At 65.6% G+C, this 24,915-nt stretch carries 28 protein-coding genes; 17 read left to right on the forward strand and 11 right to left on the reverse strand.

What is annotated here, in order from left to right; all coding sequences use genetic code 11:
* Positions 1-23: 23 nt before the first annotated feature.
* The 3 genes from DVU99_RS06480 to DVU99_RS06490 all read right to left on the reverse strand — a co-directional run bounded on the left by DVU99_RS06480 (position 24) and on the right by DVU99_RS06490 (position 2,612).
* Positions 24-833 (reverse strand): MetQ/NlpA family ABC transporter substrate-binding protein, encoded by an 810-nt coding sequence (locus tag DVU99_RS06480; protein ID WP_198670204.1) that lies wholly within the window; start codon positions 831-833, stop codon positions 24-26.
* Positions 834-900: 67 nt separating this feature from the next.
* On the reverse strand, positions 901-1,584 hold the full coding sequence (locus tag DVU99_RS06485; protein WP_198670205.1) for a methionine ABC transporter permease: 684 nt from the start codon (positions 1,582-1,584) through the stop codon (positions 901-903).
* On the reverse strand, positions 1,581-2,612 hold the full coding sequence (locus DVU99_RS06490) for a methionine ABC transporter ATP-binding protein (protein WP_114239378.1): 1,032 nt from the start codon (positions 2,610-2,612) through the stop codon (positions 1,581-1,583). Before DVU99_RS06490 ends, DVU99_RS06485 begins: the two co-directional genes overlap by 4 nt.
* A 136-nt stretch (positions 2,613-2,748) precedes the next feature.
* On the opposite strand from DVU99_RS06490, the gene DVU99_RS06495 reads away from it, so the two are divergent.
* Positions 2,749-3,234 (forward strand): glutathione peroxidase, encoded by a 486-nt coding sequence (locus tag DVU99_RS06495; protein ID WP_114239379.1) that lies wholly within the window; start codon positions 2,749-2,751, stop codon positions 3,232-3,234.
* On the opposite strand, the gene dacB is transcribed toward DVU99_RS06495, so the two are convergent.
* Positions 3,219-4,838 carry a D-alanyl-D-alanine carboxypeptidase/D-alanyl-D-alanine-endopeptidase gene (dacB, locus tag DVU99_RS06500; RefSeq protein ID WP_232823482.1) on the reverse strand — a complete coding sequence of 540 codons (1,620 nt, stop codon included), beginning with the start codon at positions 4,836-4,838 and terminating at the stop codon, positions 3,219-3,221. The genes DVU99_RS06495 and dacB overlap by 16 nt on opposite strands.
* Positions 4,839-4,957: 119 nt before the next feature.
* On the opposite strand from dacB, the gene DVU99_RS06505 reads away from it, so the two are divergent.
* On the forward strand, positions 4,958-5,440 hold the full coding sequence (locus tag DVU99_RS06505) for a peptidylprolyl isomerase (protein WP_114239380.1): 483 nt from the start codon (positions 4,958-4,960) through the stop codon (positions 5,438-5,440).
* Between the two features lie 86 nt (positions 5,441-5,526).
* Here the strand turns inward: DVU99_RS06505 and DVU99_RS06510 are convergent, their stop codons facing one another.
* Both DVU99_RS06510 and DVU99_RS06515 read right to left on the reverse strand, forming a co-directional pair.
* Entirely contained in the window at positions 5,527-6,642 is a 1,116-nt protein-coding gene (locus tag DVU99_RS06510) for a phospholipase A (protein ID WP_114239381.1), read from the reverse strand.
* Positions 6,643-6,753: 111 nt separating this feature from the next.
* On the reverse strand, positions 6,754-7,146 hold the full coding sequence (locus DVU99_RS06515) for a hypothetical protein (RefSeq protein ID WP_114239382.1): 393 nt from the start codon (positions 7,144-7,146) through the stop codon (positions 6,754-6,756).
* Between the two features lie 147 nt (positions 7,147-7,293).
* On the opposite strand from DVU99_RS06515, the gene DVU99_RS06520 reads away from it, so the two are divergent.
* The gene (locus DVU99_RS06520; protein WP_232823483.1) at positions 7,294-8,580 is read left to right on the forward strand and encodes a winged helix-turn-helix domain-containing protein; all 1,287 of its coding nucleotides are present in this window, start codon (positions 7,294-7,296) and stop codon (positions 8,578-8,580) included.
* Here the strand turns inward: DVU99_RS06520 and DVU99_RS06525 are convergent.
* Entirely contained in the window at positions 8,577-9,041 is a 465-nt protein-coding gene (locus DVU99_RS06525) for a hypothetical protein (protein ID WP_114239384.1), read from the reverse strand. The two genes, DVU99_RS06520 and DVU99_RS06525, sit on opposite strands and share 4 nt — an antisense overlap.
* Positions 9,042-9,410: 369 nt before the next feature.
* Between DVU99_RS06525 and DVU99_RS06530 the strand changes: the two genes are divergently transcribed.
* From DVU99_RS06530 to DVU99_RS06555, 7 genes are all read left to right on the forward strand, one after another.
* A complete protein-coding gene (locus tag DVU99_RS06530) occupies positions 9,411-9,620 on the forward strand; it encodes a cold-shock protein (protein ID WP_114239385.1) in 210 nt (69 codons plus the stop codon).
* Between the two features lie 289 nt (positions 9,621-9,909).
* Positions 9,910-10,119 (forward strand): cold-shock protein, encoded by a 210-nt coding sequence (locus DVU99_RS06535; protein WP_114239386.1) that lies wholly within the window; start codon positions 9,910-9,912, stop codon positions 10,117-10,119.
* A gap of 9 nt (positions 10,120-10,128) precedes the next feature.
* Positions 10,129-10,260 carry a hypothetical protein gene (locus tag DVU99_RS20230; RefSeq protein ID WP_255412908.1) on the forward strand — a complete coding sequence of 44 codons (132 nt, stop codon included), beginning with the start codon at positions 10,129-10,131 and terminating at the stop codon, positions 10,258-10,260.
* Positions 10,260-11,159, forward strand: coding sequence for an alpha/beta fold hydrolase (locus tag DVU99_RS06540; protein ID WP_114239489.1), 900 nt, complete (start codon positions 10,260-10,262; stop codon positions 11,157-11,159). Before DVU99_RS20230 ends, DVU99_RS06540 begins: the two co-directional genes overlap by 1 nt.
* Positions 11,160-11,211: 52 nt before the next feature.
* The gene (locus DVU99_RS06545; RefSeq protein ID WP_114239387.1) at positions 11,212-12,270 is read left to right on the forward strand and encodes an NADH:flavin oxidoreductase/NADH oxidase; all 1,059 of its coding nucleotides are present in this window, start codon (positions 11,212-11,214) and stop codon (positions 12,268-12,270) included.
* A gap of 30 nt (positions 12,271-12,300) precedes the next feature.
* Entirely contained in the window at positions 12,301-13,173 is an 873-nt protein-coding gene (locus tag DVU99_RS06550) for a pirin family protein (protein WP_114239388.1), read from the forward strand.
* Between the two features lie 87 nt (positions 13,174-13,260).
* Positions 13,261-13,563, forward strand: coding sequence for a DUF962 domain-containing protein (locus DVU99_RS06555; protein ID WP_114239490.1), 303 nt, complete (start codon positions 13,261-13,263; stop codon positions 13,561-13,563).
* A gap of 24 nt (positions 13,564-13,587) precedes the next feature.
* On the opposite strand, the gene DVU99_RS06560 is transcribed toward DVU99_RS06555, so the two are convergent.
* Positions 13,588-13,977 (reverse strand): cytochrome c, encoded by a 390-nt coding sequence (locus DVU99_RS06560; protein WP_114239389.1) that lies wholly within the window; start codon positions 13,975-13,977, stop codon positions 13,588-13,590.
* 125 nt (positions 13,978-14,102) lie between these two features.
* Between DVU99_RS06560 and DVU99_RS06565 the strand changes: the two genes are divergently transcribed.
* The gene (locus DVU99_RS06565) at positions 14,103-14,945 is read left to right on the forward strand and encodes a ThiF family adenylyltransferase (RefSeq protein WP_232823484.1); all 843 of its coding nucleotides are present in this window, start codon (positions 14,103-14,105) and stop codon (positions 14,943-14,945) included.
* A 58-nt stretch (positions 14,946-15,003) separates the two neighbouring features.
* Here DVU99_RS06565 and phbB read toward each other — a convergent pair whose 3' ends face one another.
* Positions 15,004-15,744 (reverse strand): acetoacetyl-CoA reductase, encoded by a 741-nt coding sequence (gene phbB / locus DVU99_RS06570; protein ID WP_114239391.1) that lies wholly within the window; start codon positions 15,742-15,744, stop codon positions 15,004-15,006.
* Positions 15,745-15,901: 157 nt separating this feature from the next.
* Positions 15,902-16,762 carry a tRNA glutamyl-Q(34) synthetase GluQRS gene (gluQRS, locus tag DVU99_RS06575; protein WP_114239392.1) on the reverse strand — a complete coding sequence of 287 codons (861 nt, stop codon included), beginning with the start codon at positions 16,760-16,762 and terminating at the stop codon, positions 15,902-15,904.
* 193 nt (positions 16,763-16,955) lie between these two features.
* Here gluQRS and htpX point away from each other — a divergent pair, with 193 nt between their 5' ends.
* The 6 genes from htpX (at position 16,956) to DVU99_RS06605 (ending at position 22,532) form a co-directional block, all read left to right on the forward strand.
* Complete coding sequence (htpX, locus tag DVU99_RS06580; RefSeq protein WP_114239393.1) at positions 16,956-17,855, forward strand: protease HtpX; 900 nt, start codon at positions 16,956-16,958, stop codon at positions 17,853-17,855.
* Between the two features lie 104 nt (positions 17,856-17,959).
* The gene (gene htpG / locus DVU99_RS06585) at positions 17,960-19,831 is read left to right on the forward strand and encodes a molecular chaperone HtpG (protein WP_114239394.1); all 1,872 of its coding nucleotides are present in this window, start codon (positions 17,960-17,962) and stop codon (positions 19,829-19,831) included.
* Between the two features lie 154 nt (positions 19,832-19,985).
* Entirely contained in the window at positions 19,986-20,888 is a 903-nt protein-coding gene (locus DVU99_RS06590) for an AEC family transporter (RefSeq protein ID WP_198670206.1), read from the forward strand.
* Positions 20,889-20,900: 12 nt separating this feature from the next.
* Positions 20,901-21,257, forward strand: a complete 357-nt coding sequence (locus tag DVU99_RS06595) for a DUF4440 domain-containing protein (protein ID WP_114239396.1) — start codon at positions 20,901-20,903, stop codon at positions 21,255-21,257.
* A 196-nt stretch (positions 21,258-21,453) separates the two neighbouring features.
* The gene (locus DVU99_RS06600) at positions 21,454-21,852 is read left to right on the forward strand and encodes an RNA-binding S4 domain-containing protein (RefSeq protein WP_114239397.1); all 399 of its coding nucleotides are present in this window, start codon (positions 21,454-21,456) and stop codon (positions 21,850-21,852) included.
* Between the two features lie 101 nt (positions 21,853-21,953).
* Positions 21,954-22,532, forward strand: coding sequence for a PleD family two-component system response regulator (locus DVU99_RS06605; RefSeq protein WP_114239398.1), 579 nt, complete (start codon positions 21,954-21,956; stop codon positions 22,530-22,532).
* A gap of 99 nt (positions 22,533-22,631) precedes the next feature.
* Here the strand turns inward: DVU99_RS06605 and katG are convergent, their stop codons facing one another.
* Positions 22,632-24,893: a catalase/peroxidase HPI gene (gene katG, locus DVU99_RS06610; protein ID WP_114239399.1), complete on the reverse strand. Its 2,262-nt coding sequence runs from the start codon at positions 24,891-24,893 to the stop codon at positions 22,632-22,634.
* Positions 24,894-24,915: the final 22 nt, after the last annotated feature.

Raw genomic sequence — 24,915 nt, forward strand, 5'->3', positions numbered from 1 at the left:
GTGCGCTCCTGCAGGGACGGGGGTTAGAACGCCGGGAGTACCGCGCCCTGGTACTTCTGCTCGATGAAGGCCTTGATCTCGGGACTGGTCAGCGCCTTGGCCAGCTTCTGGATACGCGGGTCGTCCTTGTTGTCCGGGCGCGCCCCCAGGTAGTTGACGTACGGCGAGTTCTTGTCCTCGATCAGCAGCGCGTCCTTGGTCGGGTTGAGGCCGGCGGCCAGCGCGTAGTTGGTGTTGATCAGGGCCAGGTCCACCTCGTCCAGCGTGCGCGGCAGCATCGCCGCTTCCAGCTCGCGGAACTTCAGCTGTTTCGGGTTGGACGTGATGTCCTTGAGCGTGGCCAGCTCGTTGGTCGGGTCCTTCAGCGTGATGATGCCGTGCTTGGCCAGCAGCAGCAGCGCGCGGCTGTTGTTGCTCGGGTCGTTCGGCAGCGTGACGGTGGCGCCGTCGGGCAACTGGTCGATGGACTTGATCTTGTGCGAGTACGCGCCGAACGGCTCGATGTGCACGCCGGTGACGATGGTCAGGTTGGTGCCGCGCTCGCGGTTGAACGCGTCCAGGTAGGGCTTGGTCTGGAAGTAGTTGGCATCCACCGACTTCTCCAGCACCTGCACGTTGGGCTGCACGTAGTCGGCGAACACCTTGATCTCCAGGTCCACGCCTTCCTTGGCCAGGATCGGCTTGACCTGCTTGAGGATCTCGGCATGCGGCACGGCGGTGGCTGCCACCACCAGCTTCTGGTTGCCGGCGTCGCTGCCCGGCTGCGACGACGAGCAGCCCGCCAGCAGGATCAGTGTGGCGAGGACGGCAATGAGCTTATGCAACTTCGTCATATGGCTACAGCCCTTGATGCGGCGCACAAGAATAGCCGTCCATACCGCCCGATGCAAAAGCGACCGGCTAGTGGCGGGTGTAGTGGGCCACGATGCGGTCGCCCAGCATCTGCAGCAGCTGCACCAGCACGATCAGCAGCACCACCGTGACCACCATGTAGTCCGACTTGTAGCTGAGATAGCCGTAGCGGTAAGCCAGGTCGCCCAGGCCGCCCGCGCCGATGGCGCCGCCCATGGCGGTGTAGCCGACCAGGGCAATCGCCGTGACGGTGGTGCCGGCGATCAGGCCGCCGCGGGCTTCGGGCAGCAGCACATGGCGCACGATCTGCCAGGTGGTGGCGCCCATCGCCTGGCTGGCCTCAATCACGCCGCGCTGCACTTCGCGCAGGGCAGTTTCCACCAGGCGCGCGAAGAACGGCGCGGCGCCGATCACCAGCGGCGGAATGGCGCCGCGGATGCCCAGTTTGGTCCCGACCAGCACGTAGGTAAGCGGCATCAGCACGATCATCAGGATGATGAAGGGAATCGAGCGCAGGATGTTCACCACCAGCGACAGCACGGCATACAGCTTGGGCATGGCGCGCAGCTGGCCCTTGCCGGTGAGGTACAGCAGCACGCCCAGCGGCAGGCCGATTGCCACGGTGAGCAGCAGTGAACCGCCGAGCATCAGCAGGGTGTCGATGCAGGCTTGGCCGATTTCGCTCCAGTCGTCGATGTTGGGGAACAGGTTCTGCAGCGGTGCGATGCTCATGCGCGACCCTCCGGCGACTGCGCGGTGATTTCTTCGATCTCGATGCCGGCCTCGCGCAGGCAGGCCAGCGCGTCGTCCACGCGTTCGCCCTGCATGGCCAGGGTGAGCTGGCCGTAAGGCAGGTCCTTGATGCGGTCGATGCGGCCGGCCAGGATGTTGAAGTCCACGCCGGTCTCTCGTGCCACGCGCCCCAGGGCCGGCGTCCAGGTGGCTTCGCCGCGGAACGACAGGCGCAGGATCCGGCCCGGCACATGCGCGAAGGGCGCCTGTTCGCCGGCGGCCTCTTCCGGGAGCGCCTCATTGACGAAGCGACGGGTGGTAGGGTGCCTGGGGTGGAGGAACACGTCGGCCACGGCACCGGTTTCCACGATGTTGCCGGCATCCAGCACGGCCACCCGGTCGCATACCCGGCGCACCACGTCCATTTCGTGGGTGATCAGCACGATGGTGAGCTTGAGCTCGCGGTTGATCTCGGCCAGCAGGTCCAGCACCGAGGCGGTGGTCTGCGGGTCCAGTGCGCTGGTGGCCTCGTCGCACAGCAGGATCGCCGGATTGTTGGCCAGCGCACGGGCGCTGCCCTCGCGCTGCTTCTGGCCCCCGGAGAGCTGCGATGGATATTTGTCGGCGTGCGCGCTCAGGCCCACCCGGGCCAGCAGCTCGTCAACGCGACGGCGGATCGCCGTGGCATCGCGTTCGCCGGCCAGGCGCAGCGGAAACGCCACGTTTTCGGCCACGGTCTGCGAGCTGAGCAAGTTGAAGTGCTGGAAGATCATGCCGATGCGCTGGCGCTGCTGGCGCAACTGGTCGTCGCGGAGCGCGGTCATGTCCACGTCGCCGATCAGGATCTTGCCGCCACTGGGGCGTTCGAGCAGGTTGATCAGCCGTATAAGCGTCGATTTGCCCGCCCCGGAGTGGCCGATGATGCCGAACACCTCGCCATCGGCGATGTCCAGGCTGAAGGGCTGCAGGGCAGGGACGTCCCTGCCGTCGACGCGGTAGGACTTGTGTACGGCCTGGAATCTGATCACGGGATACCTTCGGGGAGACCTGAGGTGCAAGCCTAGGGACAGGCGCTGGCCAGTTTGGCGGAGCGCAAGCATACGGCATGTGCCATCACGGGCGCGCGCGACTAGACTGGCCGGACCACCCGTGAGGAGCGACGCCATGACGTCCGTCTATGACTTTTCCGCCCGCGACATCGACGGCAACGAGCGTTCGCTCGCCGAGTTCCGCGGCAAGACCCTGTTGATCGTCAACGTCGCCTCCAAGTGCGGCTTTACCCCGCAATACACCGGCCTGGAGGCGCTGTGGCGGGCCGATCGCGACCAGGGGCTGGTGGTGCTGGGCTTTCCCTGCGACCAGTTCGGCCATCAGGAGCCGGGCGACGAGGCAGAGATCCGCAATTTCTGCTCCACCAGCTACGACGTGAGCTTCCCGCTGTTCGCCAAGATCGACGTGAACGGGGATGGCGCGCATCCTCTCTACAAGTGGCTCAAGAGCGAGGGCAAGGGCATCCTGGGCAGCGAGTCGATCAAGTGGAACTTCACCAAGTTCCTGGTCGATCGCGACGGGCGGGTGGTGAAGCGTTACGCACCAACCGATACCCCGGAGAAGATCGCCAAGGACATCCGTCCTCAGTTGGCTGGATGAGTGGCTACGGCCGGGGCGCCCGCTGCCACGCCGCCGGGGTGTCCGCGCAGGCCGGCCAGCATCACCGCGATGGCATCGAGATCGCGGCTGGCGCTGGGGGCACCCTCCGGCGGGTTGTAATTGTTGAGCATGATGGCGAAAGCCAACCGCTCGCCGTCGCCGGTGGTGACATAGCCGGCCAGGCAGTGCACGAAGCTCATGCTGCCGGTCTTGGCACGCACGTTGTTCGCCGCGGGTGTGTTGCGCATGCGCCACTGCAGGGTGCCGTCCACGCCGGCGACCGGCAGCGCAGCCTGCACGGTGGCCGCATAGGGCTGGCTGGCCAGGAACGCCAGCAGGCGCGCCATGGCGTTGGGCGTGGCGAGGTTGCGACGAGACAGGCCGGTGCCTTCCTCGATCACGCTGGCTGATGGGCTGATGCCGATCTGCTCGAGCAGTTGGTGCATGGCGCGGATGCCCCAGCGCTCGCTGGTGATGAAGCCGGCCTCGCCATCGTGTTGCTCGGCATCGGCCTGGGCCTTCACCCCGGCAAGTAGCAGCAGGTTCTGCAGGTACAGATTCTGGGAGCGCTTGAGGCCACGCGAGACGATTTCGCCCAACGGTGGTGAAAGCACTTCGGCCAGCGTGTGCGGAGGTGCCATCAGCGCGGGGTCGCGACGCGGCCATTGCACCGGCTGCACCTTGCCATCCATCTGGATGCCATGCCGCGCCAGCGCCTCGCGCAGCAGATTGCCGGCGTAACGTGCGGGATCGGGCACGGCCAGCTTGTAAGTCTGCGCGGGGGAGCGCACGGCGATGTTGCCGAACGCATACAGCACGCCGTCGCCCGGTGCACGGTAGAGATTGATGTCGTTGCGGGTGCGCGGCTGGCTGGTGGTGATCTCGTTGACCAGGCTGGGGATCGCTTCGGCCGGATCGGGGGTGACCTCGGCCGGCATTCCCGCCGTCTGGGCGGGGGTGATGGTGACGTTGACCTCATTCTCGCCCACGCTGAGCGCAGTGGCTGGTACGGCAAACCAGCTTTGCAGGTCGATAGCCTCCCAGCCGGTGCCCATGGTCGGGCTGGCAAAATAGGTGGCGTCGGCAATCAGGTCGCCGTGGACATGGCGCAGGCCCTGGGCCGCAAGCTGCTCGGCGAGTTGGTCGGGCCATGACTGCGTGCTGGCATCGGTGCCGAGGGTGGGGTCACCCATGCCATAGAGAATCAGCGGCCCGCTGAGCTGGCCGTTGTGGATATCGCCGGTGGCGAGCACCCGGGTGGGAATGCGGTAATCCGGGCCAAACTCGCTGAGTGCCACGGCAGCGGTGAACAGCTTGGCGGTGGAGGCCGGCTGCAGAAGCTGGTCGGCGTGGTAGGCGTAGATCGTGCGCCCCGTATCCAGCGATATGACTGAAATGCCCCAGTCGGCCTCTGCGAAGCGCGGTTCACCGATCAGCGTGTCGATCTGCTGGGAAAGCGACATCGATGACGGGGCAGGAGCAGGAGCGGATGCCGCTGCCTGCTCAGGGGTGGCCAGGGCGCCCCCGGCCAGCGAAATGCCGAGCATCCCCGCACCAAGCAGGATGCCGGTTAGGCGGCGATGCAGGTTTGACGACGTGCCCATGGGCAAAGTATCGCCAATCCGGCCGTCAGGCGGCTAGCCGGTGTGGGCGGGCGCAGTCTGTTACCCTTGCTGTTTCGTGCCGGCCACGGCCGGTGCCCCTTTCCCCATCCGAGAACGTCATGCAGATCGCACAGAACACGGTTGTTTCCTTCCATTACACGCTGACCGACGACCAGGGCCAGGTCCTCGACAGCTCGCAGGGTCGCGAGCCGCTGGTGTATCTGCAGGGCGTTGGCCAGATCGTGCCGGGCCTGGAGAAGGCGATGGAAGGCCGCAAGGTCGGCGACCAGTTCAAGGTCGACGTGGTGCCGGAAGAGGGTTACGGCGTGCATCACGCCGAGCTGGTGCAGGAAGTGCCGCGCGAGGCCTTCCAGGGCGTGGAGGACATCCAGCCGGGCATGCAGTTCCAGGGTCGCGGCCCGCAGGGCGTGATCAACGTCACCGTGACCAAGGTCGAAGACGACAAGGTGCACATCGACGGCAACCACCCGCTGGCTGGCCAGACCCTGCACTTCGACGTCGAGGTCACCGACGTGCGCGAGGCCAGCGAGGAAGAGCTCGCCCATGGCCACGTGCACGGCGAAGGCGGCCATCACCACTGAGTGATGCGAGGGCTGCCGGGTTGTTGCCCGGCAGCCTTCATGCCGTTGCGGGGGCGCGGCGTGTGCTCGCCGGTGGATGCGAGCGATCAGTACCAGTCAAGCAGCGACAGGCCGAGGCCGAGATAGGTCGCGTTGTGGTTGTAGTCGATCATGCTCACGCCATAGCCCTTGAACAGTTCCATGTAGCCTCGCAGGTTTCCCGCGATCGGGAACGACCAGGTGAATTGCGCCGCGCCGTGGCTCTCGCTGCCGCCGCGCAACGAATGGCGAAGCATCAGGCCGAACTCCTGGCCGTTCCATTCGTGGATGATCTGCATGTCCATCCGGCCCATGTAATTGCTGATGTCCGGGTTGTTGTCGTCCTTGCCGCCCTCGGGCACGCGCCACCATGGGCGCAACATCACCGTCCAGTCGTCACGCTCGAATCCGACGTAGCCCATGATGCGGTTCCAGCTGCGTGACAGCGGGTCCGACTGCCCATTGGATTGATGGTTGAAGCCGATGCCGAGCATGCGGCCATTCCATCCCCACAGGTCGTAGTTCGTGTTGAACGCGAGGATCGCTTCGGGCTCGTAGTCGGTTTCGCGGAACGGGCGCGAATCGGGCTTGTTGTAGACCTGCCAGTACGAGGCCTGGGTATAGCCCACCCACACGTCGCCCTGGTCACCGAACAGTCCCTGCCACACCTTCGTCTTCAGGCTGAGCTGGAACTTGGCCTCGATGTTGTCCAGGTGTTGTGGCGTGTCGACGGTATTGAGTGGATTGGGGCTGCTGGGCTCGCGGTTCTGGTTGCTGCTGGCAAAGAACGGCATCACCGTGATCGGTTTGTATCCGCGCAGGTTGAACGTGCCCAGCTTGCTGTCCGGCGACAGCTCCCAACGACTGTCGAGCAGGGATGGTGCGGTGGCGGCTTGCTCGGTGGCCGGTGCTGCAGCCGTCGTCGCCGTCTTTGGCGGCTCATGACTGAACATCGCGCCGCTGGTGTGATCGGACGATGCCTCGCTCGTCGTGTCGGCCTTCTTTTGCGCGGCGGGCAATCGATCGCGGCCAGTGGCGCGGTCATAGCAGGCCAGGCGTTGCGAGTCGGTCTCGATGGCGGTGCACGCGTGGATATCCGTGGGTTCGGGGTTCTGCGCGTGGGCTGAAATCGTCGGCAGGACAAGCACGAAGGCCGTGGTGGCCAGAGATGTCAGTCGCTTCATGGGGCTCCGTCCGTGTCCGGCGGTGACCGCGGTCATAACAGCACCGGCATGCACCACGCGTGACGACGCGGACCGCGTTGTCGCGGCCCGCGTCGGGTTGGCCCATCTTACTTATTTGTTGCCGTTCAACCAGCGCTCGTACTGCGCCTTGGTAATGTGTCCGGTCTTGCCTTTGTCGACATAGGCGAAGTCATTGGCCAGCAGCGGATAGGCCGAAGCCTGGTCTTCGGTGATGTAGCGCGAGCCGCCCGAAAGCTGTTCGAAGCTTGGCGCGGGGCCGGCTGCCACCGGCGGCACCACGGAGTTGATCGTCCCCTGCTGGCCCTGCATGCCGCTGACCTGGGCCTGCGTCCCGCCCGGAGGCGGAGGTGGCGTCGGGGCGGTGGCCGGCATGGTTTCAGATGGCGGCGGGGGGGGCATCGTCTGGTCCTGCGCCAGCAGGGAACCGGCCAGCATCATCGAGCCGGCTGTGATCAATGCGATTAGGGGAGTGCGGGATTTCATCGTCGTTGCTCCATGCCAGAATTTGGCTCGTGAACGAATGCGCGCGATCGGAACATTCGTGCCGCTTGTGCGGTGAGGTCCTTCGCGCTGAATTGAACGCTAGCAAAGGCTGGCTAAATGTCGCCTCAATATCGGCATGGTGAGTGCGTGAAACCATCGTTACCGTTGTCTGTCTCTTCATCCAATCCACAGCGTGCAGTCAGCCTGGGCCAGGCACAGCGGCTGCATCTTGCTGCACAGGGACTGCTGGCGCGGCCGCGCGCACGTTCACGGGTGGATGACGTGATCGCGAGCATTTCGCGCATGCGCCTGTTGCAGATCGACAGCATCCACGTGGTCGCGCGCAGTCCGTACCTGGTGCTTCATTCGCGGCTTGGCGATTACGACCCGCAATGGCTGGACGACGCACTCGAACAGGGACGCATCGCCGAGTGCTGGGCGCACGAGGCGTGTTTCGTGCCCGCCGCGGATATCGCCTTGCATCACGCATGGCGAAGCCAGCGTGCGGCGCATTGGGCCTACAAGCATGCCGATCGCATGCATCGCGAACATCGCGCCGGCATGGATGCCTTGCTGGCGCGCATCCGCGAAAGCGGGGCCATGCGTGCATCCGACTTCGAAGGCGAGCCGCGCGGTGCAGGTGGCTGGTGGTCCTGGAAGCCCGAAAAGCGCTGGCTGGAAGCGTGGTTCGCGCTGGGCGAATTGATGGTGACGCGGCGCGAGCGCTTCCAGCGGGTCTATGACCTGGCAAAGCGCGTCGCGGCCAAGCTCGATCCCCCGCTTGACCAGGCGGTGCTGCACCACGGCCACGCCGCGCTTCGGCGTCGGCTGGTTCTTGATGGCGTGCGCGCCTTGGGCATCGCGCAAGCCCGCTGGGTCGCGGACTATCACCGGCTCAAGCCGGCCGTAACCGATGCCGAACTGACGCCACTGGTGGCCGAGGGCGAGCTGTTGCAGGTGCGGGTGGCCGAGTGGAAGTCGCCGGCGTACGTGCATCGCGATCATGCCGAGTCGTTGGCGGCAGCGGAGCAGGGCAGGCTGCGCGCCACGCATACCACGCTGCTGTCACCGTTCGACCCCGTGGTGTGGGACCGTTCCCGGGTGCAGGCGTTGTTCGACTTCGAATACACCATCGAGTGCTACGTACCCGCGCCCAAGCGGCGTTATGGGTACTACGTGTTGCCGATCCTGCATCGCGGACGCCTGATCGGGCGGCTGGATGCCAAGGCACATCGCCGCGAGGGCGTGTTCGAGATCAAGGCACTGTTCTTCGAGGAAGGTGTAGAGGCGACGGCTCGTCTGCTCGAGGACGTCGCCGGCGCGATCGCCGCGACGGCGCGTTGGCATGGCACCCCCAAGCTGCGCCTGGGAAAGTCGCGCCCGGCGAGCATCGCTGCGCCGTTGCGGGCGCTGTGGCGCCACTCGGGCGCCTAGCGGGAGGTCGGGGCCGAAGCCGGGGCCGCCGGGCTGGCCGGAGCACAGGACTTGCCGTGCAGCGCCTGCCTCAGCTGCTGCGCCAGGGCGGTGCAACGTGCGCCCAGCTGGGGACGGATGGCCGGGTCCTGCGAGTCCTTGAGCAGACTGGTGCGCATGTCCTGGTAGTGGGCGTCGATCTGGTCGGGCGCATAGATCGCTGCGGCACGGTGGCACGCCACATAGCTGGACAGGTAATCGTCGCAGGCCGGAATGCCGGTACTGCTGGGCAGGCCGGCGGTGGGCTTGGCCGCACTGCTGCGCGTGCCGGTACTGGCGGCGCCGCCATGCGCGGCGGCACCGGCCGACGTGCCAGAGGCGGAGACCGGGCGGGTCGCGGGCTTGCTGGCGCAACCGGCCAGGATCAGCAGGGTGGCGGCCAGCAGCGTGGGCAGGGTCGATGGCTTGGGTAAGGGTTTCATGGGCTACTCCTGCGCGTGTCGTGGCCGTTCCGGGAGGCGCCAGGGGCGGCGTTGGCCGAATCGATGGGGTCGTCCCGGGGGTAAAGCAAAAGGGTCAAATGAGAAGGTTATGTGAAAATCATACCTTTCCTTCCTGCCGTGGATAGGGATTCATTCAGCTTTGCAGGCAAAATCCGGTTCGCGTTACGGACTTTGAGCGGTTATGATGTCTCCGCTGTGTTTGCCGGGGTCACCAGAGTTTTGTGACCCGATGGCGCCTGATCTCGATCTAGCATCATCGCCTCACCCCTAGGGTTTCCTAGCACACCAGTAAGCCGGCCTGCGCATGTTGCGCGGGCCGAGTCTGTTCAATCCTACGGAGTGATTTACATGTCTGATCGTCAGATCGGTACCGTCAAGTGGTTCAACGATGCCAAGGGTTTCGGCTTCATCAGCCGTGACAACGGCCCGGATGTCTTCGTGCATTTCCGCGCGATCCAGGGCAATGGCTTCAAGAGCCTGCAGGAAGGCCAGAAGGTCAGCTTCAAGGTTGTGCAGGGCCAGAAGGGCCTGCAGGCCGACGAAGTGATGGTGGCCTAAAGAAAAGCGCGTTTAATTGCGCAAAGAAAAAGCCAGGCAGCAATGCCTGGCTTTTTTGTTTTTTGGCAAATGTCGTTGAAATGTGAAAATGCGTGAATATGCATAAAGCCATTCACTTGCATTAAAGAAATCCGTTATGCTGCATTTACTGTGGTTGCTCGGTCACGTGCGTGCCCGATGCGTGACTCGCAAGAGTCCACATCGCTTCACCCGATCCCTGCATGCCCAGTAAGCCGTCGGCCAAAGGGGAGGCTGACTTGTCTCAGCATCGAGCAGATCGGAGTGAGTCATGTCGGATCGTGAAGTTGGCACAGTCAAATGGTTCAACGACGCCAAGGGCTTCGGCTTCATCAGCCGCGAGAGCGGCCCAGACGTCTTCGTGCATTTCAGGGCGATCAGCGGTTCGGGCTTCCGTAGCCTGAAAGAGGGGCAGAAGGTGAGCTTCAAGGTCGTGCAGGGCCAAAAGGGCCTGCAGGCCGATGAAGTGACTCCCGCTTGAGTTGTCGCCATGAATGAAGAAAAAGGCCGGCGCAAGCCGGCCTTTTTTTTATGGGCGGTCTTTTTCATCGTCAATGGATTGGTTAGCCTGCCACGCTCCCGCATCGCCATTGGTCATTTACGCCCGTGCCTCTTCCGATGATGTCTGCAAACGCGCCAGATAATGCCTGCTTGCCCGCATGCGAAACCCTACCGGCTACCAGTGGTGACGGTGCATTTGCCGAAGTGCTGCTGCAACGGCCGGCGGGCGAGGTGCGCGAGGTGCTGTATTGGCTGCCTGCGCTGGGCGTCTCGGCCCGGCAATACCTGCCATTGGCGCAGGCACTGGCAGGGCAAGGGATCGCAGTGGCGATCCACGAATGGCGTGGCATCGGCTCGAGCAATCACCGCGCCGGCCGCCATGACGACTGGGGCTATCGCGAACTGCTGCTGGAAGACATCCCCGCTGGCGTGGCTGCGTTGCATGCGCGACTGCCGCGCCAGCACTACTGGATGGGCGGGCATAGCCTGGGCGCGCAGCTGGCTTCGCTGTACGCGAGCCTGCACCCGGCGCGAGTGGCGGGGCTGGTGGTCGTGGCCAGCGGATCGCCGTACTGGCGGCAGTTTCGCTACGGGCGCTGGATCTGGATGGGTTACACGCTGGCGCCCTGGCTGGCGAGACTGGTTGGCTACCTGCCAGGACGGCGGATCGGCTTTGGCGGGAACGAGGCTCGCCGCGTGATCGAGGACTGGCCCCGCAGTGGTCGCACCGGACGCTATGCCGCTGCCGGCAGCGAGGTGGATTTCGAGGGGGGCCTGCGGGCATTGGACCTGCCGCTGCTCGCCCTGCGCCTGCACGACGACTGGCTGGGGCCTGCGGCTTCCCTGGACTGGCTGCTCGGCAAGATGCCGCATAGCCAGGCCGCACGCGAAGTCATCACTGGCGCCGACCTCGAGGGCCGGCGCGCCGATCACTTTGGCTGGATGAAGACGCCTGCACCCGTGGCCACTCGCGTGGCGGCGTGGCTTGCCCAGGTGCAATCGCGCGATGCGGCAACTTGAAGCGGCGCCTGCGCGCCTGCATGTGTGCCTGATCTTTCCCCGGACCCCTCCCATGAAACTGTTCACTCCCTACGCCCAACGCAGCCTGACGTTGCGCAATCGACTGGTCATCGCACCGATGTGCCAGTACTCGGCTGTCGATGGCATGCCGGACGAGTGGCATCTCGTCCATCTGGGTAGTCGAGCCGTGGGTGGCGCCGCGCTGGTGATCGCGGAAGCCACCGCCGTCAGTGCACAGGGGCGCATCTCGCCTGGCGACGTGGGCTTGTGGAATGAGCGTCAGGTGGCTGCATGGCAGCCGATCACGCGTTTCATCCACGCACAGGGCGCCATCGCCGGCGTGCAGCTGGCGCACGCCGGACGCAAGGCCAGCGTGCAGGCCCCCTGGCTGGGCGGCCACCCGCTGACGGCCGAGGCCGGAGCGTGGCAGACCGTGGCACCGTCGGCCATTCCGTTCGACCACCATTGGCACGTGCCGCAGGCGCTGGACGCGGCGGGGATTGCCCAGGTGGTCGCGGATTTCCGCGCGGCCGCGGTGCGTGCGCGGGAAGCGGGCTTCCAGTTGATCGAACTGCACGGGGCGCATGGCTACCTGCTGCATCAATTCCTTTCGCCGCTGAGCAACCAGCGCACCGACAACTATGGCGGCAGCTTCGAGAACCGCACGCGACTGGTGCTCGAAGTGATCAAGGCCGTGCGTGAGGTATGGCCCGAGCACTTGCCACTGTGGCTGCGCATTTCCGCCACCGACTGGGCCGAGGGTGGCTGGGACATCGAGCAGAGCGTCCAGCTGGCGGGGCTGGTGAAGCCACTGGGCGTGGATCTGGTGGACGTGTCGAGCGGCGGCCTGGTGCCGCATGTGAAGATTCCCGTGGCGCCCGGTTACCAGGTGCCGTTCGCCGCGCGGATACGGCGCGACGCGGACATCGCCACTGGCGCAGTGGGCCTCATCACCGAATCCACACATGCGGCGCGCATCATCGACGAGGGCTGTGCCGACTTCGTGCTGATTGCGCGTGAGAGCCTGCGCGACCCGTATTTCCCGCGCCGCGCTGCGCAGGAGCTGGGCGTGTCGATCGAGGCGCCGGTGCAGTACCAGCGCGCCTGGTAAGCCGCCCTGTCTTTATTCCAGGAGTCATGGATGGAACAGCAACCGATGGTGATCGACGGTCGTGTGCACGACCTGGGTGATGGCTTCAACGTACGACGCCTGCTGCCTGTATTGCAGGCCCGGCACGTGGGGCCGTTTGTGTTTTTCGATTACATGGGCCCGGTGACCTTTCTGGAGGACCAGGGCATGGATGTGCGGCCGCACCCGCACATCGGCCTGGCCACCGTGACCTGGTTGTTCGAGGGCGTGATCCGCCATCGCGACAGCCTGGGCAGCATCGCCGACATCCGTCCGGGCGAGGTGAACTGGATGACCTCGGGGCGTGGCATCGTGCATTCCGAGCGCACGCCGCCCGAGGCGCGCGGCGGCGGGCAGCGCACGCACGGCATCCAGGTCTGGGTGGCCTTGCCGCAGAAGGACGCGGAGATTGATCCGGAATTCCATCACCACGGCGCAGACGAGCTGCCGCGGCTGGAGCTTCCGGGCGCCAGCCTGGTGTTGATCGCCGGCACGGCCTACGGCAAGGCATCGCCGGTGAAGGTGTTCGCACCGATGTTCTTCATCGAGGCGACGCTCGAGGCAGGCGCCGAGCTGTCGTGGCCGCCGGAGCACAGCGAGCGCGGCGTGTGCGTGGTCGACGGCGAGGTGGAGTGGGACGGCGTCACTGTGCAGCCCATGCAGGCAGCGGTACAGGCCGGCGCGGACTCGCCGCCGTTGCGCGCGCGCGTGGCCAGTCGCGTCATGTTGTTCGGCGGCGCGCCGCTGGATGGCGAGCGTCACCTGTGGTGGAACTTCGTGGCCAGCAGCCGTGAGCGCATCGACCAGGCCAAGGCCGACTGGGCGGCTCAGCGCATGGGGAAGGTCGTGGGCGACGAGCAGGAGTTCATCCCGCTACCGACCTGAAGAAGGCGCAGCCGCATGCTGCGACTGCGCGTGCATGCGGCTGCGTATGGTATTAGGCTGGTGTTCATTCTTTCCGGGGTGACCAGCATGTCCGGCTTTGCCAGCTTCCGCGAGTTCTATCCGTTCTACTTGAACGAGCACGCCGACCTTCAGTGTCGCCGCATGCACTTCGTGGGAAGTACGCTGGTGCTGGCGGTGATCGCACTGGCGCTGCTCACCGGTAACGCCTGGTGGCTGCTGCTGGCGCCGGTGGCGGGCTACGGCTTTGCCTGGATCGGCCACTTCGTGTTCGAGAAGAACCGGCCGGCCACCTTCACCCATCCGCTGTACAGCCTGATGGGCGATTGGGTGATGTACTGGCAGATCCTGCGCGGCAAGGTAAAGATCTGACGCCGCGCAGGCGCTGGCCGAGGGTCAGCGGTACTGCTCGTGGCAGGACTTGCAGGTTTCGTTGACCGGCCGTATCGCCTGGGCCAGTGCGGCGCAGGTGGTGGGGGTGGCCTGCACGGCGGCCTGCGCCTCCTGGTGCAGCTTGGCGGCTTCGTCCAGGAAAGGCTTGTCCACGCCGGGGAAGGCTTCCGTGATGTCGGCCGAGGTCTCCAGCAGGCGGGTCAGGTGCTGCTGTACCTGGGGGGCATCGCATTGATTAGTCTTCACGGCCTGGTTGAGCGCGCCCGCGTGGTGCCCCATCAGCTTCATCACCGAGTGCGATAGCGGTTCGTGTTCGTGCAACGCATTCATGGAGAACACCGTGCCAAGGATGCCGATGGCCAGGCCGAGCACGATCAGGAGGGCGGCGCGCATGCTGGAGGTTTCCGCGTGGTGGCAAAGGAAGCGCAAGCATACCCGCGCTTTTCGCGGCCGTGCTGCGGCGCGCGTCGGCTGCAGCTAAAATGCCCTGTCTTCAAGGTCTTGGACGGGTTTCAGTAATGCATCCAGATAGTGCGGCTGGCGCCGTTGCAGGGGCTTCCCCGAAGGGCGTGGCCGAAGTGGCCTATCCACGCGAACGGTTTGCCGGCGTGGAGCGCCTGTACGGCGTGGGCAGCGTGGACCGGCTGGCGCAGAGCCATGTCTGCGTGATCGGCATTGGCGGCGTAGGTTCCTGGGCGGCCGAGGCGCTGGCGCGCAGCGGCGTGGGCCGCCTGACCTTGATCGATGCGGACGAGATCTGTGTATCCAACACCAACCGACAGCTGCACGCGCTGGATGGCGAGTACGGCAAGTCCAAGGTTGCGGTGATCGAACAGCGCCTGCGCGCGATCAATCCTGCGATCCAGGTGGATGCGATCGAGCGCTTCCTCACCACCTCGACGCTGGACGAACTGCTCGACCGCGGCTACGACGTGGTGCTGGATGCCTGCGACGCGTTCCGCGTAAAGCTGGAGGCCATCGCCTGGTGCCGTCGCCGCAAACTGCCGATGGTGACAGTGGGCTCGGCCGGTGGGCGGACCGATCCGACGCAGATCCGCGTGCGCGATCTTTCGCGCACCGAGCACGACGCGATGTTCAGCCTGATCCGCAAGAAGCTCCGCCAGGACTTCGGCTTTCCGCGCAACCCCGATCGTTACTTCGGCGTGTCGGCGGTGTACTCGCTGCAGAACGTGCAGTACCCGCAGCCGGATGGCAGCGTGTGCGGCACGCGCCCGCCGGTGGCCAACGGCACCGAGGCGCTCAATCTCGCCTGCGGCGGTGGGCTGGGGGCCGCCACCCATGTGACCGGCGCGTTTGCATTCGCCGCGGTGGGCAAGGTGATGGAGAAGCTGCTGGGGTGAAACCGGGGTTGGGGGCGCATATCGGAGCACCCCCGCGACACATCCCCCATCCCTGCTTTTACCAACCCATGTAGTGACCGCCGTTGATCGAGAGGTTCGCGCCGGTGATCCAGCCGGCCTCTTCGCCGGTGAGGAAGGCCACCGCATGGGCGATTTCCTCCGGACGGCCCAGGCGGCCCACCGGGATCTGCGCGATGATCTTTTCACGCACGTCCTCCGGTACCGCCATCACCATGTCGGTGCCCACGTAGCCCGGCGACACGGTGTTCACCGTGATGCCGAACTTGGCGTTTTCCTGCGCCAGCGAAATGGTGAAGCCGTGCATGCCGGCCTTGGCGGCGGCGTAGTTGGCCTGGCCGTACTGGCCCTTCTGGCCGTTGATGGAGCTGATCTGCACGATGCGGCCCCACTTGCGCGCGCGCATGCCCTCGATCACCGGGCGTGTCACGTTGAAGCAGGCGTTGAGGTTGGTGTTCACCACTTCCATCCACTGCGGATAGCTCATCTTGTGGAAGGTGGTGTCGCGTGTGATGCCGGCATTGTTGACCAGGATCTCCACCGGGCCCATGGCGCCTTCGATGATGCGTGCCATCGCTTCGCACGAATCAGGGTCCTTGACGTCGCCCGGCACCAGCATCACCTCGATGCCTTCCTTCGCCATCAGTTCCTTCACCGCTTCGGCCTTGGACTGGTCGCGGTAGTTGGTGGCGACCCGATGCCCCTGGCGGGCGAGGTAGCGAATGATCGCGGTGCCGATACCGCCGGTGCCGCCAGTGACCAATGCCGTGCGCTGCGTCATGCCTGTTCTCCGAAAGATGCCGATGTTCATTCACCCCTGACCATGCGACCGGGGCCACGCCATCTCTACCACGTAACACATGGCAAAACGTCTACGGACGATGAGCGGGCGCCGCGCCATACGCGAGGGTCAGGACGGAACTTCTTTATAGCGGTTTTCAGGCGGCAATGCGCTCGCTGCAGTGCGGCAAAAGCGCGGGATCGAAGTGTGCGAGCGCCTCCGCGAGCAGGGTGTCGGCGGTTTCGGCTGTCGCGGATGCTGGCAATCCGAGAAAGGCCAAGGCTTGGCGTAATGCAGGAAGTGGCTGGGTCGGGTCGACTGGATGGGCCTGCTCGGACTTGGACAGCTTGCGGCCGCCTTCGTCCAGCGCCAATGGCAGGTGCAGATAACCCGGCGTCGGCAGGCCCAGGCAGTGTTGCAGGAAGATCTGTCGCGGCGTGGAGTCGAGCAGGTCGTTGCCGCGCACGACCTGGGTGATGCCCTGGTAGGCGTCATCCACCACGCAGGCCAACTGGTAGGCGTAGTAGCCCTCGACCCGGCGTATCACGAAGTCGCCCGCGGTGTGGCGCAGGTTTTGCGCCTGCGGCCCCTGCAGGGCGTCGTCAAACGCGATGATCTCGTCCGGAACGCGCAGGCGCCACGCCGGAGCGCGCTCGGGCTGCGGAGCGGCCAGGCAATGTCCGTCCAGATGGAGGCCGCCTGCCAGATCGTTGCGGCTGCACCAGCAGGGAAACACCAGGTCGGCGGCCCTGAGTTGCTCGAAGGCCTCGTCATAGGCGGCAATGCGCCGGGACTGGAACAGCACGGGAGCGTCGGCATGCAGGCCGAAGGCGGGCAGGGCGGCAAGGATGCTCTCGGCCGAGCCGGGCATCTCGCGCGGTGGATCGATGTCCTCCACCCGCAGCAGCCATGCGCCGCCCGCATGGCGCGCGCAGAGCCAGCTGCCCACGGCCGCCACGAGGGAACCGAAATGCAGGTGGCCGGTCGGAGAAGGGGCGAAGCGTCCGCGGTAGCTCATCGGGCCATTCTACGGAGGTTGCCTTGGCCGATGCCCCACGTGTGCGCGGTTGGCCTGGCTGACGCGTCGATAAAGCCTGTCATGGCTGGCGTTGCCTGCTGTCGCGCCGGGCCTTGAAACCGCAAGGTTTCGCCACGATCCTTTCACGGCGGCGAAAGCCGTATCCCTTTTCATGACTGCCCGAGAGACAGCCATGCGTCGCATCGCATTGTTCCTGCTTACCAATATCGCCGTACTGTTCCTGCTGAGCATCGTCTGCCATCTGTTTGGCGTCGATCAGTGGGCCGCCGCCCGTGGTTACGGCGGCATGGGTGGGTTGTTGATCTATGCCGCCGTGTTCGGCATGGGTGGCGCCTTCATTTCGCTGGCCATGTCCAAGTGGACGGCCAAGATGTCCACCGGCGCCCGCGTGATCGAGCAGCCGCAGAACGAAGCCGAGCGCTGGCTGGTCGAAACGGTGCGCCGACACGCGCAGGCGGCCGGCATCGGCATGCCCGAGGTGGCCATCTACGACGCGCCCGAAATGAACGCGTTCGCCACCGGCATGACCAAGAACAGCTCGCTGGTGGCGGTGAGCACCGGCCTGCTGCAGCAGATGGACCGCGAGCAGGTGTCGGCGGTGCTCGGCCATGAGATCGGCCATGTCGCCAACGGCGACATGGTGACATTGACCCTGATCCAGGGCGTGGTGAACACGCTGGTGATCGTGGCGGCACGTGTGGTGGGGCGCCTGGTCGACAGCTGGCTGTCCGGTGGCCGTGACCGTGAAGGTGGCGGCGGCATTGGGTATTTCGTGTCGGTGATGGTGCTGCAGCTGGTGTTTGGCCTGTTCGCCTCGATGATCGTGATGGCGTTCTCGCGCTGGCGCGAGTTCCGCGCGGACGCGGCCGGCGCCAAACTGGCGGGCCGTGGCGCGATGATCTCCGCCCTGCAGCGCCTGCAGGTGCAGCACGGCGAGAGCACGTTGCCGCAGACCATCGCTGCATTCGGTATCTCCGGCCACCTGGCGACCGGCTTCAAGCGACTGTTCATGAGCCATCCGCCGCTGGAAGAGCGCATCGCCGCGCTGCAGAACGCCTCGACCAGCGCCTGAATTCACCTGCCCTCCCCGTGGGGGCGGGCAGCATGAGGGGCCGAGCTGTCGGCCCCTTTGCTTGTGTATCCCCTTTCGCCTGACCTTTGCACGAGTCTTTCCGTATGACGAACTCCGCGCCCGAAACCCGTAAATTCGAAGCCGAAGTCGCCCAGGTCCTGCACCTGGTCACGCATTCGCTTTACTCGCACAAGGAAATCTTCCTGCGCGAGCTGATCTCCAACGCCTCCGACGCCTGCGACAAGCTGCGCTTCGAGTCCATCGCCAACCCCGACCTGCTGGCCGGCGACGGCGAGCTGGAGATCGAGGTGAGCTGGGACCCGCAGGCCCGCACCGTCACCGTGCGCGACAACGGCATCGGCATGAGCCGCGACGAGGTGGTGGCCAACCTGGGCACCATCGCCAGCTCCGGCACGCGACGCTTCCTGGAAGCGATGAGTGCGGAGCAGAAAACCGACGCCCGCCTGATCGGCCAGTTCGGCGTGGGTTTCTATTCCGCCTTCGTGGTGGCCGATCGCGTCTCCGTGCTGAGCCGTCGCGCCGACCTGCCGGCAGGCGAGGGCGTGAAGTGGGAGAGCGACGGCAAGGGCGAGTACAGCCTGGCCCAGGTCGACCTTCCTGAGCGCGGCACCGCGGTGGTCCTGCACCTGAAGGCCGACGAGGACGAGTTCCTCAAGGGTTGGGAGCTGCGCTCGCTGATCCGCAAGTATTCCGATCACGTGGCGTTCCCCATCCGCATGCCCAAGGAGCACGACGGCAAGCCGGGCGACGAGTGGGAGACGGTCAACGATGCGTCGGCCTTGTGGGCCAAGCCGCGCAACGAGATTTCCGACGAGGATTACCAGAGCTTCTACAAGTCGCTGGGCCACGACTTCAACGATCCGCTGGCCTGGACCCACAACCGGGTGGAAGGCAGCCAGAGTTTCACCACGCTGTTGTACATCCCCGAACAGCCGCCGTTCGATCTGATGATGGGCGGACGCGACGAGCGCAAGGGCCTGAAGCTCTACATCAAGCGCGTCTTCATCATGGATGCGGCCGAAGAGTTGCTGCCCAACTACCTGCGCTTCGTGCGTGGCGTGGTGGATGCGGACGACCTGCCGCTCAACGTGAGCCGCGAGATCCTGCAGCACAATCGGCAACTGGAGCGTATCCGTGCCGCGTGCGTGAAGCGCGTGCTCGACCTGATCGAAAAGCTTTCGCGCGATGAGCCCGAGAAGTTCGCTACCTTCTACACGTCGTTTGGCAACACCCTGAAGGAGGGCATTGCCGAGGACAGCGCCAATCGCGAGCGCATCGCCAAGCTGCTGCGCTTTGCTTCCACCAAGGGCGAAGGCGCGGGCCAGACCGTGTCGCTGGACGATTACATCGGCCGCATGGCCGTGGGCCAGGACACGATCTGGTACATCACTGCGGACAGCTATGCCGCCGCATTGGGCAGCCCGCAGTTGGAGGCGTTCAAGGCCAAGGGCATTGAAGTGCTGCTGATGTCCGACCGCATCGACGAGTGGATGCTCGGCAGCCTGCACGAATACGCGGGCAAGAAGCTGCGTAACGTGGCCAAGGGCGAGCTGCCGCTCGACGAAGCGGGCAAGAAACACCAGGAAGAGGCGAACAAGGCCGCCGAGCCGCTGCTGAAGAAGCTCAAGGAACTGCTGGGCGATCGCGTGGGCGACGTGCGCGTGTCGGCGCGACTGACCGACTCGCCGTCGTGCCTGGCCCTGTCCGACTACGAAATGGCGCCGCATCTTGCTCGTCTGCTGCGCGAGGCCGGCCACGACATGCCCGAGAGCAAGCCGACGCTGGAGGTCAATCCTCAGCATCCATTGCTCAAGCGCGTGGAAGACGAGAGTGATCCGGCCAAGGCCGCCGATCTCGCCAACCTGCTGCTGGACCAGGCCGAGATCTCGGCCGGTGCGCAGCTGCCCGATCCGGCAGCCTTCGTGCAGCGCCTGAATCGCCTGATCGTGGGGTGACGGGCTGAGGGCAGCCTGCCCGTCGAACATGCCATGCCTGTCGTCCCGGCCGGTGCCGGGATGACGGCAAGCGTGATGCACACTCAGCCGCATGCGCGGCAGGCAACCCGCGAACGGCCGCTATACTGCGGCCGTTTCTTTTGACGGGGACTCCATGAGCGCGTTGTTGCTGCTGTTCACCTGCCTCTTGCTCGGCGCCCTGGTCGCACGCTTTGCCAAGCCGCCGGCCGGCATCGTGCATGGCATCAACTGGTGGGTGATCAACATCGCGCTGCCCGCGCTGGTGCTGGCCCTGGTGCCCAAGGTGAAGATCGATGCGCAGTTGTGGTTTCCAGTGGCGGCGATGTGGGTGGTGTTCTTCGGCGCATGGCTGCTGTTCGCTACCCTCGGGCGCTGGCTGGGCTGGTCGCGCCAGCGTGTGGGTGCGCTGACGCTGGTCTGCGGGTTGGGCAACACCTCGTTCATGGGTTATCCCATGATGCAGGCCTTGCATGGCAAGGAGGGGCTCGCGTTGGCGGTGGTGGCCGACCAGCTGGGTTGTTTCCCGCTGCTGGCGTCGGCTGGCGTGGCGGTGGCGTCGTGGTACTCGGGCAAGACGCCCCAGCCGCTGGCGATTGCGCGCCGCATCCTGACTTTTCCCGCCTTCCTTTCGCTCATCGTCGGCGTGCTGGCTGGCGCACTGGGCGGCTGGCCAGCGTCACTCGACGGTGTGTTCATGCCCATCGGTGCCACGCTGACGCCGCTGGCCCTGTTCTCGGTGGGCCTGCAATTCAAGTTGCATCTGGGCGAGCGGCAGTTGTCGGCGCTTGCGCTGGGGTTGGGGTGGAAGCTGGCACTGGCTCCGCTGGCGGCGTGGCTGTTGGGGCGTGCCTTCGGCATTGGCGGCCTCACGCTGACCATTGGCGTGCTGCAGGCGGCGATGGCGCCGATGATCTCGGCGGCGATCCTGGCCGATGAATCGCGGCTGGAACCGCAACTGGCCAACACCGTACTCGGCGCCGGTATCCTGCTTTCATTGATCACTGTGCCGTTGGGCAACCTGTTGCTCGGTGGCTGACCGGAGAGGGTGATGGAACTGGCGGATCATCTGCATGACCTGGAGACCCGGTTGCATCGGCAGGATGTACGTGCCGACGCCGAGGCATTGCGGCAGCTGATCGCCGAGGACTTCTTCGAATTCGGGGTGTCCGGCACCGTGTGGACGCGCGAGGCGGTGATCCAGGCCCTGCACGGCGAAGCGTTTTCGCCGCGCGAGGTCAGCGAGTTTCGCGTTACCCGGCTGGCCGACGACGTGGCGCTGGTCACCTACCGCGGCCATCGACAGGCCACCCCGGAACGCCCCGCCGCGGACTCGCTGCGCAGTTCGATCTGGCGCAGGCATGACGGTGCATGGCAGATGCTGTTCCACCAGGGCACCGTCCTGTAGGAGCGCATCCTGTGCGCGACCGGATCGAAGCGGGGGCGAGGGATGAGCGGCGATGGTGCAAGCGCCCATTTCCGTCACGGCATGCACGCTGGCCCCAGGTGGCCGGACGTGGCGCCCTCACTACTCATCCCTCGCGCGTCGTCGGTCGCCCACAGGGTGCGCTCCTACAGGGCTGGCTTTGGGGGAGAATGGGCCCATGTCATCTCCCCAAACTCCGGGCGCGCCGATGGTTCGCGCCGATGTGTGGCTCTGGGCCGCACGCTTCTTCAAGACCCGCAGCCTGGCCAAGCAGGCCATCGATGGCGGCAAGATCGATCTCAACGACGGTAGCTGCAAGCCGGCCAAGCCCGTGCACGTGGGAGACCTGTTCCGCATCAGCCGGGGCGAGGAGCGCCTGGAAATCGAGGTATTGGCACTCTCCGAACAGCGCGGGCCGGCCCCCGTGGCGCAGGCGCTCTACCGCGAGAGCGAGGCCAGCGTGGCGGCGCGCGAAGCGGCGAAGGCCCAGCGCAAGCTAGTGGGCGCGATGGCCCCGCCAGGGCGGCCGGACAAGCAGGCGCGTCGAGAATTGCGACGGCTTAAGGATTCCATGTGAGTCACCCATCGCAGAACCGGGCGCGGTTCTGCGGGAGCATCACTTCCACGGAAACGTCGCACAGGGGCGGCTTTCCAACGGTCTGATGCTGGAGGACAACTATGGCGGGCTTGGCATTCCTGAAGCGTTGGCTTGGGGGCGCGGCACAGGGTCGGCCTCATGAATCGTCGGGCAAGGCGCCGCTGGGTGCCCGCGTGCTGGTGGTGGATGACTCGGCCACCATCCGCGCGGTGCTCGGGCGAATGCTGGAGGTGGACGGCTACCAGGTAAGCCGCGCGGTGGATGGCGAGACTGCGCTGGAGATGGCCCGCAACGAGCCGCCCGCGTTGATCTTCCTGGACATCGTGCTGCCCGGCATCAACGGGTTCTCCGTACTGCGCTCGCTCCGACACGATCCGCTGACGCAGCATATCCCGATCGTGATGATCAGCGGCAACCAGCAGGCCACCGAGCAGTTCTACGTGCAGCGCTTCGGCGCCGACGATTTCATCAGCATGCCGTTTGGCCAGGCCGAAGTGGCCGCGAGCATCGAGCGGCTGGTGCGGCTGGGACGGCTGCCGGCACGCGCGATGGCCAAGGTGGTCAGCCTGCCGGTGCCGGTGGAGACCATTCCCGCCATGCTCGCCAACGCCACCTCCGACATGCCCGAAGGCGGCACGGTGCCGGAACTCGCAGCCTGAGGTTTCCTGCTGGCACCCCTCATGCCGGCAAGAAAAGGGCGGCCACCCTCGCGGATGGCCGCCCTTGGTTTTTGCGGTACTGCCGCTTGGCGACGGGGATCAGGCCAGGTCGAAGCGATCGAGGTTCATGACCTTGTGCCAGGTGGCAACGAAGTCACGCACGAACTTCTCCTGTCCATCGGCAGCACCGTAGACCTCGGCCAGGGCACGCAGCTGCGCATTGGCACCGAACACCAGGTCGACGCGCGTGCCGGTCCAGCGCACCTCGCCGGTCTTGCGATCGCGGCCTTCGTACAGTTCGTTGGCCGGGGACTGCGCCTTCCACTCCGTACCCATGTCCAGCAGGTTCACGAAGAAGTCGTTGGTCAGCGAGCCAGGCCGCTTGGTGAAGACGCCGTAGGGCGTGTGGCCGTAGTTGGCATCGAGCACGCGCAGGCCACCGATCAGCACGGTCATCTCCGGTGCGGTCAACGTCAGCAACTGCGCCTTGTCTACCAGCAGCGCCTCCGCCGACACGCTGTACTTGCCCTTGAGGTAGTTACGGAAGCCATCCGCCACGGGCTCCATCACGGCGAACGACTCCACTTCGGTCTGTTCCTGTGATGCATCGGCACGACCCGGCGAGAACGGCACCGTGACGCTGTGGCCGGCGTTCTTCGCTGCCTGTTCGATGGCCGCGCCACCGGCCAGCACGATCAGGTCGGCCAGTGAGATCTTCTTGCCGCCGGACTGCGCCTTGTTGAAGTCCTGCTGGATGCCTTCCAGCGTCTTGAGCACCTTGGCCAGTTGCTCCGGCTGGTTGACCTTCCAGTCTTTCTGCGGGGCGAGGCGAATGCGCGCGCCGTTGGCGCCGCCACGCTTGTCCGAGCCACGGAAGGTGGATGCGGACGACCAGGCGGTGTAGACCAGCTCGGGCACGGACAGGCCGGAGGCCAGCACCTTGCCCTTGAGCGCGGCCACGTCCTTGTCATCGACCAGCGGGTGATTGACCGCAGGCAGCGGGTCCTGCCAGATCAGCTCCTCGGCCGGAACCTCCGGGCCCAGATAGCGGGCGCGCGGGCCCATGTCGCGGTGGGTCAGCTTGAACCACGCACGCGCAAACGCATCGGCCAGCTCTTCCGGATGCGCGAGGAAGTGCCGCGAGATCTTCTCGTAGGCCGGATCCACGCGCAGCGACAGGTCGGTGGTGAGCATGGTCGGCACGCGACGCTTCTTGGGGTCGTGCGCATCGGGAATGGCATCTGCGCCGGCGCCGTTCTTCGGCTTCCACTGGTGCGCGCCGGCCGGGCTCTTGGTCAGCTCCCATTCGTAGCCGAACAGGTTTTCCAGGAAGTAGTTGCTCCACTGGGTCGGGGTCTGGCTCCAGGTGACTTCCAGGCCGCTGGTGATGGCGTCGCCGCCGGCACCGGTGCCGAAGCTGCTCTTCCAGCCCAGTCCCATCTGCTCCAGCGGGGCGGCCTCGGGTTCGGGGCCCACATGGGTGGCCGGACCGGCGCCATGGGTCTTGCCGAAGGTGTGGCCACCGGCAATCAGCGCGACGGTCTCATAGTCGTTCATGGCCATGCGGCCGAAGGTGTCGCGGATGTCGTGCGCCGCCGCTTCGGGGTCGGGGTGGCCGTCCGGGCCTTCCGGATTCACGTAGATCAGGCCCATCTGCACCGCGGCCAGCGGGTTTTCCAGGTTGCGCCCGGCGTCGGTGCGGCTCTTCTCGCTGCCGTGCAACTCCTTCTCGGCAACCAGTACCGCTTCCGTGTAGCCGCCTGGACCCTTGCCATAGCGGATGTCGCCGCCCAGCCAGGTCTTCTCGGTGCCCCAGTAGACGTCATCATCGGGCTCCCACACGTCCGGGCGCCCGCCGCCGAAGCCGAAGGTCTTCAGGCCCATGGATTCCAGCGCGACGTTGCCGGTAAGCACCAGCAGATCGGCCCAGGAGAGCTTGCGGCCATATTTCTGCTTGATTGGCCACAGCAGACGGCGCGCCTTGTCGAGGCTGACGTTATCGGGCCAGCTGTTGAGCGGCGCAAAGCGCTGCTGGCCGGTGCCGGCGCCACCGCGTCCGTCGCCGATGCGATAGGTGCCGGCGGCGTGCCAGGACATGCGGATGAAAAGCGGACCGTAGTGGCCGAAGTCCGCCGGCCACCAGGGCTGCGAATCGGTCATCAGTGCGTGCAGGTCTTTCTTGACCGCGGCCAGGTCGAGGGTCTTGAACTCCTTGGCGTAGTCGAACGCCTCGCCCATGGGGTCGGACTTGGAGGAATGCTGCGCCAGGAGCTTCAGATTGAGCTGGTTCGGCCACCAGTCGCGGTTGGTCGTACCACCGCCCGCGGTGTGATGAAACGGGCACTTCGCTTCGGTTGACATGTGTTCTCTACCTTTGGCCGCG

Origin of the sequence: Dyella sp. C9 (assembly GCF_003332825.1) — a bacterium.
In the GTDB taxonomy this organism is placed as follows: domain Bacteria; phylum Pseudomonadota; class Gammaproteobacteria; order Xanthomonadales; family Rhodanobacteraceae; genus Dyella.